Source organism: Streptococcus sp. CM6, assembly GCF_000526095.1.
In the GTDB taxonomy this organism is placed as follows: domain Bacteria; phylum Bacillota; class Bacilli; order Lactobacillales; family Streptococcaceae; genus Streptococcus; species Streptococcus oralis_BW.
In genome coordinates, this window is sequence record NZ_JATS01000004.1 from 59,835 (window position 1) to 74,952 (window position 15,118).

Consider the following 15,118-nt stretch of genomic DNA (forward strand, 5'->3'; position numbering starts at 1 on the left):
CATGAAGGCCACTCATTTTCAGTATTTTTATATTAAATTTTCTATTGCTATTTTCATATATTTTTTGAAATTATTTATATATTAACATTTTGTAAGCCTATTTTCATTGAAAACTTTTACAATTTTCGAAAAAGTAGTTGATTTTTATATGAAAACGATTTATACTAGGTACGTCTGAGGTTTTTTAGGAAACCTATAAGTCAAACATTTTAAAAGGAGGAATGACAATAATGAGTATCGGAATCATTATTGCGAGCCACGGCGAATTTGCTGCGGGTATTCATCAGTCAGGATCTATGATCTTTGGTGAACAAGAAAAGGTTCAAGTTGTAACCTTTATGCCAAATGAAGGTCCAGATGATCTTTACGCTAAATTCAACAACGCTGTGGCTGCATTTGACGCAGAAGATGAGGTTCTAGTATTGGCTGACCTTTGGAGTGGATCTCCGTTCAACCAAGCTAGCCGCGTGATGGGAGAAAATCCTGAGCGTAAGTTTGCCATCATCACAGGGCTTAACTTGCCGATGTTGATTCAAGCCTACACTGAGCGCCTTATGGACGCTACTGCAGGTGTGGATAAAGTCGCTACGAATATCATTAAAGAAGCCAAAGATGGCATCAAAGCTCTTCCAGAAGAGCTTAACCCAGTTGAGGAAGGGGCTAGTGCTGTGGCTGCTCCAGTTGCCCAAGCTGCTATTCCAGAAGGAACTGTTATCGGAGACGGTAAATTGAAAATCAATCTTGCTCGTCTTGACACACGTCTTCTTCATGGACAAGTCGCAACTGCTTGGACACCAGATTCAAAAGCAGACCGTATTATCGTTGCTTCAGATAACGTTGCAAACGACGAGTTGCGTAAAGAATTGATCAAGCAAGCTGCTCCTAACGGAGTAAAAGCGAACGTTGTACCAATCAAAAAATTGATTGAAGTTGCAAAAGATCCTCGTTTTGGTAACACACATGCTCTTATCTTGTTTGAAACACCTCAAGATGCCCTTCGTGCCATCGAAGGCGGCGTGCCAATCAAAACCCTTAACGTTGGTTCTATGGCCCACTCAACAGGTAAAACAATGATCAACAACGTCTTGTCTATGGACAAAGATGATGTTGCAACATTTGAAAAAATGCGTGACCTCGGTGTTGAATTTGATGTACGTAAAGTACCAAACGACACGAAAAAAGATTTGTTTGACTTGATTAAGAAAGCAAACGTTCAATAATTTTAATCTGTTTTATCATTTTTGAAAACAGGATTAAATACTTTATTAAAACTAAATAGAAAAGGAATAAAACCATGTCAGATATTTCAATCATTTCTGCTATCTTGGTTGTAGTTGTTGCCTTCCTTGCAGGTCTTGAAGGTATCCTCGACCAATTCCAATTCCATCAACCAATCGTCGCATGTACCCTTATCGGACTTGTAACAGGTAACCTTGAAGCAGGTGTTATGCTTGGTGGATCTCTTCAAATGATCGCCCTTGGTTGGGCTAACATCGGAGCTGCCGTAGCTCCTGACGCTGCTCTTGCATCTGTTGCTGCAGCGATCATCTTGATCAAAGGTGGTAACTTTACTACTGAAGGTATCGCCGTCGCAACAGCCACAGCTATCCCTCTTGCTGTAGCTGGACTTTTCTTGACAATGATTGTTCGTACAATCTCAGTTGCCTTGGTTCACTCAGCTGACGCAGCTGCAAAAGAAGGAAACATTGCGGCTGTTGAACGCGCTCACTACTTTGCCCTTGTTCTTCAAGGTCTTCGTATCGCTATCCCTGCAGCCTTCCTTATCGCTATCCCAGCTTCTGCTGTTCAAGACGCTCTTGGTTTGATGCCAGACTGGTTGAACGGTGGTATGGCTGTCGGTGGTGCTATGGTCGTTGCCGTTGGTTACGCTATGGTTATCAACATGATGGCAACTCGTGAAGTATGGCCATTCTTCGCTATCGGTTTTGCTCTTGCAGCTATCTCTCAATTGACTTTGATTGCCCTTGGTGTCATCGGTGTTGCCCTTGCCTTCATCTACCTTAACCTTACAAAACAAGGTGGAAACGGTGGCGGCGGAGCTGCGACTTCTAACGACCCAATCGGTGATATCCTAGAAGACTACTAGAAAGGGGAACAATCATGGCTGAAAAAATTCAATTATCAAAATCAGATCGTCAAAAAGTTTGGTGGCGTTCACAATTCCTTCAAGGTTCTTGGAACTACGAACGTATGCAAAACTTGGGTTGGGCTTACTCATTAATCCCAGCTATCAAAAAATTATACACTAAAAAAGAAGACCAAGCGGCTGCTCTTGAGCGTCACCTTGAGTTCTTCAACACTCACCCATACGTAGCTGCTCCTATCATGGGGGTTACTCTTGCACTTGAAGAAGAGCGCGCTAACGGTGTAGAAATCGATGACGCGGCTATCCAAGGGGTTAAAATCGGTATGATGGGACCTCTTGCTGGTATCGGTGACCCAGTATTCTGGTTTACAGTTCGTCCTATCCTTGGAGCCCTTGGTGCATCACTTGCTGCATCTGGTAACATTGTTGGTCCCCTTCTCTTCTTCTTTGGATGGAATGCTATCCGTATGGCCTTCCTATGGTATACACAAGAGTTCGGTTACAAAGCTGGATCTGAGATCACTAAAGACATGTCTGGTGGTATCTTGAAAGACATCACTAAAGGTGCTTCTATCCTTGGTATGTTCATCCTTGCCGTTCTTGTACAACGTTGGGTATCCATCAACTTCACTATCAACCTTCCAGGCAAACAATTGTCAGAAGGTGCCTACATCAACTTCCCAGAAGGTCCTGTTACAGGAGCTGAGTTGAAGGGCATTCTTGGTCAAGCGCTTAGTGGTATGAGCCTAGATAGAGTTCAACCACAAACGCTTCAAGGTCAGTTGGACTCATTGATTCCAGGATTGATGGGACTTCTCCTTACTTTCCTTTGCATGTGGTTGCTTAAGAAAAAAGTATCTCCAATCACAATCATCCTTGCCCTCTTTGCAGTTGGTATCGCAGCTCGTTTCTTCGGTATCATGTAATCTCGGTGAGAATATATAAACAAAAAAGAATCAGGATTAAACCTGATTCTTTTTATGTATCAACTTTTTCTCCTAGTAAGATAATGAAAGCACCCAATCACCACTGCTAGTATGGCAACATAGAGTAGCTGTTTGGCTTCTAAAGGCACAAAAGCTCCCTGTAGGATAAAAGTATTGGCAAGTACACCAACAAGGGCTGCAAGGCTCAAAAACGTGAGCAAAAGCATCTTGTATCGATTAAAAGGCAAGCTGACCTTGGCAACTAGACACAGACCATTGATCAGGGCAAGGAGGAAGCAAATAAATTTGACCTGACCTGGGACAGTGATAAAGAAATTGGTCAAAAGAACACTAGCAACCAGAACGCCACCACCAATCGCCGCGTTGGTTAGGATATCTCTCATAAAGTGAGTGCTAACCTTTTCTTTATTGGACTCAAAAGTCAGGAAGAAGGATGGAATCCCAATCGTAATGGCTGAAATGATTGTAAACTGAATGGGGATAAAGGCAAATTCCAAACCAAATACCACACTCAAAATGGCAAAAACGATGGAGAAGAAGGTCTTTGTTAGAAAAAGAGAGGCTACCTTTTGGATGTTGTTAATGACCCGGCGTCCTTCCATCAAGATATCATAAAATACTGCAAAGTCATCTGTGAGAAAAACAATATTGGATACACTTTTGGCTGCACTCGTAGCCCCCTTCATGGCAAAACTAATATCTGCTTTCTTGAGAGCCAGAACATCATTGACTCCATCACCACTCATGGCAACTGTTTTACCAGCATTTTGCAAAATAGATACCATCTTTTGCTTCTGTTCAGGTGTCACACGTCCAAATATTTCGTGTTCCAAGACCACTCTTTCAAAGTCATCATCGCTCACCTTGGTCATATCAATAGCCCGCGCTTCTTCCTTAAAACCTGCCTTACGAGCCACCCCATATACAGCCACATGATTATCACCACTGATAATCTTCACTTCAACACCTTGAGATTCGAAATAGTCAAAGGTTTCCTTGGTATTGTCCTTAATCTCATCTGACAAAACGACGTGGCCTAGTAGTTCCACATTAGCTGGACTCGTAATCTGGTCCCTGCTATGAGCGAGTGTTAAGATTCGAAAACCTTGCTGTTTTAGATGTTCATAGTAGGCATCCATCGGCTGGGTAAAGCCTAGAAACTCATAGGCTCCGAAGAAATAGGTCCCACCCTCTTTTACTTGGACAAAGGAATACTTATTTTTACTTGAAAATGCACCGACTTCTTGAACTTCCCACTTTTTCTCACAGGTTAAGTAAGTCTTCAGAGCTCGGGAAGTTGCATTTTCATCTTCGAAATAAGCCAAATAAGAAGATAGTTTCTCTGCTACATTAGCATCCATTTCTTGGACCTTCATATTCCCCGTCGTGATAGTTCCCGTCTTATCAAAACAAAGAATATCTACTCGCGCCAAGGTCTCTACACAGTATAGCTCCTGTACCAGAACCTTCTTTTTAGCCAGCTTCATGGCTGCTACTGCTAGGGACACACTAACCAAGAGAATCAAACCCTCTGGAATCATGCCGACCAAGGCACCTGAACTTCCTAAAACAATTTCAACATAAGACCGTCCTAGACTAAAACCTCTGACATAGAGCAGAATGGCAACTGGCACCAGCAAGATCGAGACGATTTTTAAAATCTTATCCATGTAATCGCGTAGTTGAGAAGGGTATTTTTTGAATTCCTTGCTGGATTTTGCGAGTTTGTTGATATAACTATCGGGTCCGACCGCCGTCGCCGTGACCAGACAAGTACCGCTAACGACATTGCTTCCGCTCATCAGCTTGTCACCTGCTGTTTTAAAGACTGAATCACTCTCACCAGTCAGCAAGGACTCATCCACTTCGATCGTTCCTTCAAGCACTTCTGCATCGACAGGTACCTGATCTCCCAGATTGAGATGCAGATATTCCCCCAGAACGATGTCTTCTGGATCAATCTCGATCGTTTGACCATCTCGATTGACCTTGTACTTACTTTTACCAAGCAAACTTAGCTTTTCCAAAGCATTTTTTGAACGCACTTCTTGGAAAATCCCGATAGCTGTATTGATAGCAATCACACCTAAAAAGAGCATGTTCTCAAATCGCAAGGTTGTGGCTACCAGAACTGCCAGAGCCAGGTTCATGGCATTAAAGAAGGTAAAGATATTTGAAACGACGATTTCCTTGGTTGTTTTGTAGGGTTTAATGTCGCTGATATTTCGTTGACGATCCTTGATGTCTTGACTGCTTAAATACTTCATTTCTACTCCGATATCCTTTTGTACTACTATAGTAACACATATCTTTTTCTCTGTCACTTAAAGACTCAAAATAAGGAGAACTCCCTTGGCAAGCATCACCTATCGCCACTTCAAGAAGAACTTAAAAAGAGGCTAGGATTCCCCTAACCTCTTTTCTTTATGCTTTATTCTGCCAAGGCTCCCATTGGATCCCATGGTGCAAGTACGATTGGTTCTGCTTCATAGGCAGCTTGTTCTTCTGCTGTCAGCAATTCTTTACGGACAACGATTTGGTAAGTGTATTCGTCCATCCAAGCGTCTGAGGCGACAAAGTAACCATCTGCACCGACCTTGTCTCCCCATGAGTTTTCAACTTTCCACTTGGTTGACTTGCCATTTTCGTCCAAGTCCACACCTGTCAAGACCATGGCGTGGGTCATCAAACTTTCGCTGTAGTCCAAACGTCCAGCCTTGTCTTGAGTCAGTTGAATATCCATGCTTGATTCAAAGTCATAAACATCAGTCGCAAGGATTCCAGCTTTGCGGTTGCTGAGCTGGCCGACATCTGAACCAAACCAAACAGTTTCTCCTGTTTGCATTTGGGCAATCGCCAATTCTTTTAAGCGCTCCATTGGTACGTTGATGTAACGAACTGCACGGCTACCAACCACATTTCCCAACATCTCAACTGTGTAAGATTTACCGTAAGGCTTGTCAGCAGTTGGAGCATTGATAACAGAAACGTAGTCTTCTAGAGGAAGATTGACATATTTCTTGTAAAACTCTTGTGGCGTGATACCCTTTTCGCTTTGGTAGTTATCATCCTTATCGCGATAAGCAAAGTCAAATTTACGCGGTGGAAGACCTAGTGACATAGCAAGGAAGTTAAAGATTTCTTGCAAGAGGTCTTCTTTCTTAGCTTGAACAGTCGCTTGGTCAGCACCAGAAGCGAGCAAGTCACGCAAGATTTGGGCATCTTGGCGAAGCAATTTGTTAAGAATTGCATTGAGCTCACGGCTATTACTAGATGAAACAGACTCAGGGTAAACTGACTTAGGAACGACACCATATTTTTCAAAGAGGGCCACGACCATATCCCACTGTCCACCGTCTTGTTGTGGAGTTTGGAGTAGGAAGCTAACCTTACGGCTCGTCAATTCTTGATCTGCAGTCGCAATGACTTGCTCCAAGAACCAGTTGGATTTCTCGTACTTGTCCCAGAAGAAAGTGTGGGCTTGTGACAACTCAAAGTTTTCCAGTTTGTATTGAGAGATGAGTTTGTGGCGGAAGGTGTTGAGAGCTGCAAACATCCAGCAACGACCAGAGGCTTTCTGGTTAGTAACCTTGTCCTTGGTCAAATCCAATGAGAAAACAGGTGTATTGTCTACATGGCTTTGGCGACGTTCTAGGGCTGCAAAAATTCCGTTGTGGCTGGCAGCATTTTCAATCGCTTGGTATTTGACATTTGCTTCATAGTTAGCAAATAATTTATCTGTAAATGATTCTTGAATCGCGTTCATAGATTCCTCCTTTTATTCTACTGTCTATTATAACTCTTTTCACAAATGAAGCAACCGAAAAACTTAAAAAGACAAGGACATTCTCCTCACCTTTTCTAACATAATCCAAACTAAGCAATACTTGCAAAGAGAACTTCTAACTCCTCCTTGGTCAAACGACGCCATTCTCCTTGTTCTAAGTTCTCATCCAAGACTAGAGTTCCCATCGTCAAACGTTGTAAGTCCACCACTTCCTTGCCACAGTAGGCCACCATACGCTTGACTTGATGGAACTTCCCTTCAGCAATGGTCACACGAACCAGACTTTGATTCTTTACTGAATCTACCGACACAATCTCCAGCTTAGCTGGCTGGCAGGTAAAATCCTTGAGCGGAATGCCCTTGACAAATGTCTCCACATCTTCTTGGGTCATAATTCCCTCGACGTGTGCCAGATAGGTCTTATCCACATGACGTTTTGGTGAAAGAAGAGCATGGGCAAGCTGACCGTCATTGGTCAAAAGCAGGAGGCCATGCGTGTCAATATCCAAACGCCCTACTGGAAAAACTTCCTTGGTCCGAGCAATATCATCCAACAAGTCCAACACTGTTCTGTGTTTAGAATCCTCAGTCGCTGAAATGACTCCTTGGGGCTTGTTCATCATGTAGTAGACAAACTCTTCATACTCCAGCACTTGGCCATCAAAGCGAATCTCATCTCTTTCCTCATTGATCTGCAGTTTAGCTGACTTTTCTTTTTTACCATTTACCGTCACCCGCCCAGCCTTGAGCAAGTTTTTGACTTCTGTCCGACTCCCCACAGCACAGGCAACTAAAAATTTATCTAATCTCATAGAACTATTATATCATACTCAAAAGGAGGCTGGTACAATGACCAACCTCCTTTTCGTTTCATACTCTTCAAAAATCAGATTCAAACCGCGTCAACGTCCATCTGCAACCTCAAAACAGTGTTTTGAGCTGACTTCGTCAGTTCTATACACAACCTCAAAGCAGTGCTTTGAGCAGTCTGCGGCTAGTTTCCTAGTTTGCTCTTTGATTTTCATTGAGTATCAGATTTAAGAAATTAACTTCCTCGTCTCCAGAAAATAGCTAAGACAACCATAGCACCTAAAACAGCTGGAACAATGGCTATCCCCGCTAGGTTTGGACCCCAAGTTCCAAAGAGCAGGTGCCCCAAAGAAGCACCAATCCAGCCGAGAAACATTTTCCCAAAGCATCCCATTCGTTCTCCACGATTGGTGATAGCCCCTGCTAGTAGTCCAATTAAAAGGCCGACAAACATGCTTCCAATCATAGCTTCTCCTTAATTTGCCCAGTCTCCATTACGGAAAAGGGGTACGCGTGTTCCATCCTCACGGATACCATCGATATCCATTTGATTCGAACCAATCATAAAGTCCACGTGAACATCTGAACGGTTCAGTCCTGCAGCTTCAAGTTCTTCTTCGCTCATCTCTGCTCCACCAACAACGCTGGTCGCATAGGCTGCTCCGATAGCCAAGTGGTTTGAAGCATTTTCATCGAAAAGAGTGTTAAAGAAGGTAATCCCTGACTGTGAGATTGGACTTGGATCTGGTACCAAGGCACATTCACCCAAGGCACGCGCACCCGCATTTTCAAAGGCAAGGTCTTTCATGACCTGATCACCCTTATCAGCAGTGATATCTACGATTTGACCATCCTTGAAGGTTACTTTAATTCCCTCAATGATATTTCCGTTGTAGCTAAGTGGTTTTGTAGAAGTAACATAGCCATCTGCGAGACGAAAATCAGGCGCTGTGAAGACTTCCTCTGTCGGCATATTTGGCAAGAATCCTTCGCCCTGTGCATTGATAGCACCAGCTGATTCCCAAACGTGGTTCTTAGGTAAGCCAAGTGTCAAATCAGTTCCTGGCGCTGTATAATGAAGGGCTGAAAATTGCTCCTTATTAAGCATATCTGCCTTGCTCTTGAGGATAGCAGCGTGTTCTTCCCAGGCCTTAACAGGATCTTCTTCGTAGACACGGCAGGTTTTGAAGATTTGGTCCCAAAGGAGATCAACTGCTTCTTCATCGCTTGTAGCATTTGGAAAGACTTTTTTAGCCCACTCAAGTCCAGCAGCGGCTGCCACAGTCCAGCTAACCTTGTTGGATTGAGTTGCGATGCGCATTGGCTTCATCGCAAGTCCCATAGCTTTGGCAGAAGCTGAAAGCTTATCCGCATCCACTCCGTTCAAGGCACCTGGATCAGAAGAACGGACACCAAGACGGCTAGCCTTATTCTCCAAGAGATAGTTCATCTCAGCAATCTTGTATTCTGGCACATTGTCCAAACGGTCCATTGGTGCATGGAGGAATTTCTCGCGATTGATGACATCATCTGTCCACTGAACAATAACCTCATGCGCACCCAAGGCATAAGCTTCTTTCACGATCAAATGCGCCAACTCACGTTGCTCCACATCGATAGAGAGAGCCAAAGTGTGACCAGGTTGCACGTTGATTCCATTCGCAACCAACAATTTCGCATATTTTTCTAGATTTTCTTTAAAATTTGGTAAAACCATTTTGTTTTTCCTTTTCTATTTTTCTTTTAAAGCAGAAAACAATCCTGCTAAAGCAATGGCACCCGACAGAAGCACTGTAGATAGGATAATTGTTTCATCTGCCAGCTCTAGCTGATAGTTAAAAACCTTTTCAGCTGGTTTGTCTTCCGCAAAGATTCTAAGTTTCATAAAGATGTTCTCCGTTCTAATCCTTAAAACAAATCATCAAACAAACTCAACTGGTTATCCTCTGGCATATTGCCAAGAATCCCCATTTCATCCATCTTTTCAACCAAGGTCGATGACAGTCCGCCACGCTTGCGCAGTTCTGTCTTAGAGAGGAACTCACCCTCTTCACGCGCACGCACCAACTGCTTAGCAACGTTCTCTCCCAGACCATCCATTGCTACAAATGGCGGAATGAGGGTATCCCCATCGATGAGGAACTCTGTTGCCTGACTACGGTAGAGATCGAGTTTGCCAAACTTGAAACCACGTTCCCACATTTCATTGACAATCTCAAGAGTTGTATAGAGGTCAATTTCCACATTAGAGGCTTCATTATTCTTCCGTTTTTCAGCAATTTCTTGCATCTTGCGCTTGATGGCATCCAAACCCGCCCCCATGGTCTTGATATCAAAAGCCTTGGCTCGGATTGAGAAATAAGCACAGTAGTAATAAATCGGATGGTGAACCTTGAAGTAGGCCACACGCAAGGCCATCATAACGTAGGCGGCCGCATGGGCCTTAGGGAACATGTACTTGATTTTCCCACAGGACTCGATATACCACTCTGGCACCTTATTGGCCTTCATAGCCTCGATGTAGCCATTTCGCTCCTCTTCGGAAATCTTTAGCCACATGCCCTTACGTACCCGTTCCATGATAGTAAAAGCCATCTTAGGTTCAAGACCAGCATGCATGAGATAAACCATGATATCGTCCCGACAACCGATAACAGTCGATAGGTCCGCAATCCCTTGCTTGATCAGATCCTGGGCGTTCCCCAGCCACACATCGGTACCGTGGGATAGACCTGAGAGCTGAAGCAACTCTGCAAAAGTCGTCGGATGCGTCTCATCTACCATTCCACGTACAAAGTTAGTTCCAAACTCTGGAATTCCCAGCATACCTGTCGGAGTTCCAATTTGCTCAGGCGTCACCCCTAAAACTTCCGTTCCAGAAAAGAGAGCCATAACGCTTTCATCATCCATGGGAATTTCATTAGGGTCAATACCAGACAAGTCCTGCAATTTCCGAATCATGGTCGGATCATCATGCCCCAGTACATCAAGTTTGAGGACATTCTCATCGATATCGTGGAAGTTAAAGTGAGTCGTCTGCCATTCAGCCGTCACGTCATCTGCTGGATACTGAACAGGCGTAAAATCGTAGACATCCATGTAGTTCGGAATAACAACGATTCCCCCCGGGTGTTGTCCTGTTGTCCGCTTGACACCAGCCGCACCCTGAGCGAGGCGTTCCACCTCTGCATCACGATAAAACTTCCCATAGTCCCGCTCATAGCCCTTGACAAAGCCATAGGCAGTCTTGGCAGCCACCGTACCAACCGTTCCTGCACGGAAGGCATATTCTTCACCAAAGATATCACGCACATCCAAGTGAGCGCTAGGCTGGTCTTCTCCCGAAAAGTTCAAGTCAATATCGGGAACCTTATCTCCATCAAAACCAAGGAAGGTCTCGAACGGAATATCCTGCCCATTTTTGCTGAGTTTGTGACCACACTTTGGACAGTCCTTATCAGGCATATCAAATCCTGAACCGTAAGAACCATCTGTGATAAATTCACTATACTGACACTGACTACAAACATAATGAGGAGAGAGAGGATTAACCTCCGTAATCCCAATCATGGTCGCAACGAAACTGGAACCGACAGATCCACGAGAACCAACCAAGTAGCCCCGTTCATTGGAACGTTGCACCAGCATCTGCGATGCCAGATAAATCACGGCAAATCCATTTCCCAGTATGGATGTTAATTCTTTTTCAATCCGCAAATCAACAATATCTGGCAGCGGATTTCCATAAATCTCAAAAGCTTTCTTGTAGGTCAGCTCAGCAACCGTTTCTTCCGCCTTATCGATGAAAGGAGTGTACAAGTCACCCTTAACAACCTCAACAGGTTCAAAGATATCTGCCAAGGCATTAGTGTTTTCAATGACTAATTTGCGTGCTAAATCTTCTCCCAAGAAAGCAAATTCATCCAACATTTCATTGGTCGTTCTAAAATGAGCCTTCGGTAGCGGTGCTGGTTGGGCATGTTCGCCGTGACCGATGGTTCGGTTAATCATAGCCCCCTGTCCCAAACTACGGACGATAATTTCACGGTAAATCTCTTCTTCCGGTTCGATATAATGAACATTTCCCGTAGCCAAAACGGGCTTGCCAAGACGGTCTCCCACCTCTATCAAACTCTTGATAATAGTCTGGAGCTCCTCCATATCCTTAACCTGCTCTTTAGCAATCAATGGTGCATAGATAGCTGGTGGCATGACCTCGATAAAGTCATAATACTTGGCCACCTCGACTGCCGCATCCACACCTTGGGAAACGACCGCATCGAAAACTTCACCTTCTGAACAGGCTGAGCCCAAAATCAAACCTTCCCGATGAGCATCTAGAACCGTTCTCGGAATCCGTGGCACCCCTTCAAAGTACTTGGTATTGGACAAAGAAACCAGCTTAAAGATGTTTTTTAGACCTACTTGATTCTTGACATAGATGGTCGCATGCTTGATCCGAGCTTTTTTATAAGAGTCTGGACTAATCAAATCAATATTCAGTCTAGCTAGATCAGTCACACCATGTTTTTCCGCTACATCCTTGATAAAGATAAAGAGCAAACGACCAGTAGCTTCCGCATCGTAGTTGGCCATGTGGTGGTGGTCCAGTGCCACACCAAAACGCTTGGTCAAAGGTCCCAAACCATGACGTTTATACTCAGGATAGAGGTTTCTAGCAAACTCCAGCGTATCGATAACTGGCTGGCTAATCTTAGGCAAACCATGACGCTCATAATTAGCGTTCATAAAGCCAACGTCAAAGGTAGCATTATGGGCGACTAAGACTGTATCCTTGCAAAATTCTTGGAATTCTTGCAAAACTTGTTCTAGTGGTTTGGCATTTTTGACATGGTCATCTGTAATACCAGTCAACTCGGTAGTAAAGGCTGACAAGGGATATCCAGGATTGATAAATTCGTCAAATTCGGCAATAACATTTCCCTTATACATCTTAGAAGCCGCAACCTGAATCAGGTCATTATAGATGGCTGAGAGACCTGTCGTTTCCACGTCAAAGACAACATAGGTTGCTTCTGACAAGTCCATCTCCACTTCGTTGTAAACGATAGGAACACGGTCTTCAACAATATTGGCTTCCATTCCATAGATTAGCTGAATTCCAGCTTTCTTAGCTGCCTTGTAGCCATGTGGGAAGGACTGAACATTCCCATGGTCCGTGATGGCAACCGCCTTGTGTCCCCACTTTGCAGCTGTCGCAACAATTTTCTCTACTTCTGGCAGAGCATCCATGGTTGACATGTTAGTATGAGCATGAAACTCAACCCGACGCTCACCTTCTGGCATCAAATCCTTCCGCTCATAGTGAACAACTTCCTGCACATCCTGCACATTCATGGTCAAATCGCGTGTGAAGTTATTCATCTCTACATTCCCACGAACACGAAGCCAAGAATTTTTTTTAATGATGTCAAACTTCTGAGCCTCTTCTTCATTCTTAACCCATTTTTGCATTGAAAAGCTTGAAGTGTAGTCCGTCATTTTAAAGTTGATCAAAACGCGACCAGTTCTGGTCACCTTATGCTCCACATCAAAAACGACCCCTTCAAAAACCAAACGATTTTCCTCAGTCGTCACATCAATCATCTGGGTAACTTCAGCCTTATCCAATTTTGATTTTGCCGCAGCCTTTTTAGCCTGAAAATCAAAGGCCGGTTTCTCTTCTACTGGAGGAGGGGCCATCTGTTCCAGTTGTTCCATAGCACGTAAAGCTTCTTCGTTGGCAGCTTGAACGATCTGCTTATTCTCCATATGGAAGGCTGCTTCCTGCTCTTGTGTAAGAGCATCATTCTTTTCGATTTGGCAGACAAAAGCTGGAAAACCAAACTTTTCAAGTTGCTTTGTTAAATTAGGAAGATGATTTTTCTTAAAGTGTTCCTTATCAATCACCTCTGAACCTTCAATAAATAGCTGATTTCCCTCTGCACGAACTTGCAAATTCTGATAAAGAGACTTAAACCCTTGACTAGCACATGGACCTTCAGAAAAAGCCTCCTTATAGTAGGCCTGCAAGAGTTCATTTGAAAATTCTTGAGAGAGAGCCTTGATTTCGAAAACAGCTTGATTCCCTGTCTTAGAAAATTCTTCACTAAGCCCTTTCTTTAACTCTAAAAAGATTTCAATCGGTAAAATATTAGAAAATACAAAATGAAATTCCCAAATCTTACTAATTTTATGAACCACAACACGCTCAATACTTGCATTAACAAGAGCAGGATCCTGTCTCAATTGATCAGAGACTCCTATTTGATTCATTAAAATTTCAAACTTACTTGACATTCAATTTCCTCACATTATTCTCTTACTATTTTACCATAATTAAAGAAAATATATAGCCACTACCATTCCTTAAGCACTGCTAGTTTTCCTAAATTCATTCCTTAAAAACAAAAAAGAAGATTCTCAGAATCTCCTTAACACATATAAAAAAGATACCCTTAAGTATCCCCATACTCAATCGGGAAGACAGGATTCGAACCTGCGACACCTTGGTCCCAAACCAAGTACTCTACCAAGCTGAGCTACTTCCCGCGTTAAATAAAAAAATGCACCCTAGAGGAGTCGAACCTCTAACCGCCTGATTCGTAGTCAGGTACTCTATCCAGTTGAGCTAAGGGTGCTCATCATTATATGCCGAGGACCGGAATCGAACCGGTACGATCGTTACCAATCGCAGGATTTTAAGTCCTGTGCGTCTGCCAGTTCCGCCACCCCGGCCTCTCTAAGCGAACGACGGGATTCGAACCCGCGACCCCCACCTTGGCAAGGTGGTGTTCTACCACTGAACTACGTTCGCATCGACCTCTTATTCTATATAAAAAAATGCCGGCTACATGACTTGAACACGCGACCCTCTGATTACAAATCAGATGCTCTACCAACTGAGCTAAGCCGGCTACTTTCTATTATGCGGGTTAAGGGACTTGAACCCCCACGCCGTTAAGCGCCAGATCCTAAATCTGGTGCGTCTGCCAATTCCGCCAAACCCGCAAATATGACCCGTACTGGGCTCGAACCAGTGACCCATTGATTAAAAGTCAATTGCTCTACCAACTGAGCTAACGAGTCTAAAATAACTTCCGTTACCTTAAACGGTCCCGACGGGAATCGAACCCGCGATCTTCGCCGTGACAGGGCGACGTGATAACCGCTACACTACGGGACCTATATGGGAGTTAACGGGATCGAACCGCTGACCCTCTGCTTGTAAGGCAGATGCTCTCCCAGCTGAGCTAAACTCCCAAAGGGTGGAGTCTAGCTCAGCCAACGGTAAGAAACTTCGTTTCTCTCATCCGCCGATTGTAATTTCGATTTCCTCTCAATTACAACTAAGCTAAACTCCCTCGAGCTAAGCGACTTCCATATCTCACAGGGGGCAACCCCCAACTACTTCCGGCGTTCTAGGGCTTAACTGCTGTGTTCGGCATGGGTACAGGTGTATTGAAT

The 15,118-nt window shown here is 43.9% G+C and carries 10 protein-coding genes, 9 tRNA genes and 1 rRNA gene; 3 read left to right on the forward strand and 17 right to left on the reverse strand.

From position 1 onward, the window contains the following. Nucleotides 1-230: 230 nt before the first annotated feature. The 3 genes from HMPREF1516_RS01015 (at nucleotide 231) to HMPREF1516_RS01025 (ending at nucleotide 3,033) form a co-directional block, all read left to right on the forward strand. Nucleotides 231-1,220, forward strand: a complete 990-nt coding sequence (locus tag HMPREF1516_RS01015; protein WP_033605602.1) for a PTS sugar transporter subunit IIB — start codon at nucleotides 231-233, stop codon at nucleotides 1,218-1,220. Between the two features lie 74 nt (nucleotides 1,221-1,294). Continuing rightward, nucleotides 1,295-2,107, forward strand: a complete 813-nt coding sequence (locus HMPREF1516_RS01020) for a PTS mannose/fructose/sorbose transporter subunit IIC (protein WP_033605603.1) — start codon at nucleotides 1,295-1,297, stop codon at nucleotides 2,105-2,107. Nucleotides 2,108-2,121: 14 nt separating this feature from the next. Further along, nucleotides 2,122-3,033, forward strand: a complete 912-nt coding sequence (locus HMPREF1516_RS01025; protein ID WP_000818313.1) for a PTS system mannose/fructose/sorbose family transporter subunit IID — start codon at nucleotides 2,122-2,124, stop codon at nucleotides 3,031-3,033. Between the two features lie 59 nt (nucleotides 3,034-3,092). Here HMPREF1516_RS01025 and HMPREF1516_RS01030 read toward each other — a convergent pair whose 3' ends face one another. From HMPREF1516_RS01030 to rrf, 17 genes are all read right to left on the reverse strand, one after another. After that, on the reverse strand, nucleotides 3,093-5,321 hold the full coding sequence (locus HMPREF1516_RS01030; protein ID WP_033605604.1) for an HAD-IC family P-type ATPase: 2,229 nt from the start codon (nucleotides 5,319-5,321) through the stop codon (nucleotides 3,093-3,095). Between the two features lie 164 nt (nucleotides 5,322-5,485). After that, entirely contained in the window at nucleotides 5,486-6,820 is a 1,335-nt protein-coding gene (gene pepC / locus HMPREF1516_RS01035; RefSeq protein WP_033605605.1) for an aminopeptidase C, read from the reverse strand. Between the two features lie 110 nt (nucleotides 6,821-6,930). Next, nucleotides 6,931-7,653: a pseudouridine synthase gene (locus HMPREF1516_RS01045; protein WP_001234910.1), complete on the reverse strand. Its 723-nt coding sequence runs from the start codon at nucleotides 7,651-7,653 to the stop codon at nucleotides 6,931-6,933. A 233-nt stretch (nucleotides 7,654-7,886) separates the two neighbouring features. After that, nucleotides 7,887-8,117, reverse strand: coding sequence for a GlsB/YeaQ/YmgE family stress response membrane protein (locus HMPREF1516_RS01055; protein ID WP_033605607.1), 231 nt, complete (start codon nucleotides 8,115-8,117; stop codon nucleotides 7,887-7,889). A gap of 9 nt (nucleotides 8,118-8,126) precedes the next feature. Beyond that, on the reverse strand, nucleotides 8,127-9,368 hold the full coding sequence (locus HMPREF1516_RS01060; protein WP_000243910.1) for an aminopeptidase: 1,242 nt from the start codon (nucleotides 9,366-9,368) through the stop codon (nucleotides 8,127-8,129). 15 nt (nucleotides 9,369-9,383) lie between these two features. Next, the gene (locus HMPREF1516_RS01065) at nucleotides 9,384-9,536 is read right to left on the reverse strand and encodes a hypothetical protein (protein WP_000776630.1); all 153 of its coding nucleotides are present in this window, start codon (nucleotides 9,534-9,536) and stop codon (nucleotides 9,384-9,386) included. A gap of 23 nt (nucleotides 9,537-9,559) precedes the next feature. Next, complete coding sequence (locus HMPREF1516_RS01070; protein ID WP_033605608.1) at nucleotides 9,560-13,951, reverse strand: PolC-type DNA polymerase III; 4,392 nt, start codon at nucleotides 13,949-13,951, stop codon at nucleotides 9,560-9,562. 178 nt (nucleotides 13,952-14,129) lie between these two features. After that, a tRNA-Pro gene (locus tag HMPREF1516_RS01075) sits at nucleotides 14,130-14,203 on the reverse strand. 15 nt (nucleotides 14,204-14,218) lie between these two features. Further along, nucleotides 14,219-14,292, reverse strand: a tRNA-Arg gene (locus HMPREF1516_RS01080). 11 nt (nucleotides 14,293-14,303) lie between these two features. Then, nucleotides 14,304-14,389: transfer RNA gene (locus HMPREF1516_RS01085), tRNA-Leu, on the reverse strand. A 7-nt stretch (nucleotides 14,390-14,396) separates the two neighbouring features. Then, nucleotides 14,397-14,468: transfer RNA gene (locus tag HMPREF1516_RS01090), tRNA-Gly, on the reverse strand. Nucleotides 14,469-14,495: 27 nt separating this feature from the next. Then, nucleotides 14,496-14,568, reverse strand: a tRNA-Thr gene (locus HMPREF1516_RS01095). A 12-nt stretch (nucleotides 14,569-14,580) separates the two neighbouring features. After that, nucleotides 14,581-14,662 (reverse strand) — tRNA-Leu (locus HMPREF1516_RS01100). Nucleotides 14,663-14,667: 5 nt separating this feature from the next. Next, nucleotides 14,668-14,740, reverse strand: a tRNA-Lys gene (locus HMPREF1516_RS01105). 24 nt (nucleotides 14,741-14,764) lie between these two features. After that, nucleotides 14,765-14,837, reverse strand: a tRNA-Asp gene (locus HMPREF1516_RS01110). Nucleotides 14,838-14,841: 4 nt separating this feature from the next. Then, a tRNA-Val gene (locus tag HMPREF1516_RS01115) sits at nucleotides 14,842-14,914 on the reverse strand. Nucleotides 14,915-15,019: 105 nt separating this feature from the next. Continuing rightward, nucleotides 15,020-15,118 (reverse strand): 5S ribosomal RNA (rrf, locus tag HMPREF1516_RS10205); the annotation flags it as partial.

What these genes read in the sequence shown, in the direction of transcription:
- HMPREF1516_RS01055 (WP_033605607.1), bottom strand. Translation starts at nt 8,117, where the DNA reads ATGATTGGAAGCATGTTTGTCGGCCTTTTAATTGGACTACTAGCAGGG.
- HMPREF1516_RS01070 (WP_033605608.1), bottom strand. Translation starts at nt 13,951, where the DNA reads ATGTCAAGTAAGTTTGAAATTTTAATGAATCAAATAGGAGTCTCTGAT.
- HMPREF1516_RS01065 (WP_000776630.1), bottom strand. Translation starts at nt 9,536, where the DNA reads ATGAAACTTAGAATCTTTGCGGAAGACAAACCAGCTGAAAAGGTTTTT.
- HMPREF1516_RS01060 (WP_000243910.1), bottom strand. Translation starts at nt 9,368, where the DNA reads ATGGTTTTACCAAATTTTAAAGAAAATCTAGAAAAATATGCGAAATTG.
- HMPREF1516_RS01015 (WP_033605602.1), top strand. Translation starts at nt 231, where the DNA reads ATGAGTATCGGAATCATTATTGCGAGCCACGGCGAATTTGCTGCGGGT.
- HMPREF1516_RS01025 (WP_000818313.1), top strand. Translation starts at nt 2,122, where the DNA reads ATGGCTGAAAAAATTCAATTATCAAAATCAGATCGTCAAAAAGTTTGG.
- pepC (WP_033605605.1), bottom strand. Translation starts at nt 6,820, where the DNA reads ATGAACGCGATTCAAGAATCATTTACAGATAAATTATTTGCTAACTAT.
- HMPREF1516_RS01020 (WP_033605603.1), top strand. Translation starts at nt 1,295, where the DNA reads ATGTCAGATATTTCAATCATTTCTGCTATCTTGGTTGTAGTTGTTGCC.
- HMPREF1516_RS01030 (WP_033605604.1), bottom strand. Translation starts at nt 5,321, where the DNA reads ATGAAGTATTTAAGCAGTCAAGACATCAAGGATCGTCAACGAAATATC.
- HMPREF1516_RS01045 (WP_001234910.1), bottom strand. Translation starts at nt 7,653, where the DNA reads ATGAGATTAGATAAATTTTTAGTTGCCTGTGCTGTGGGGAGTCGGACA.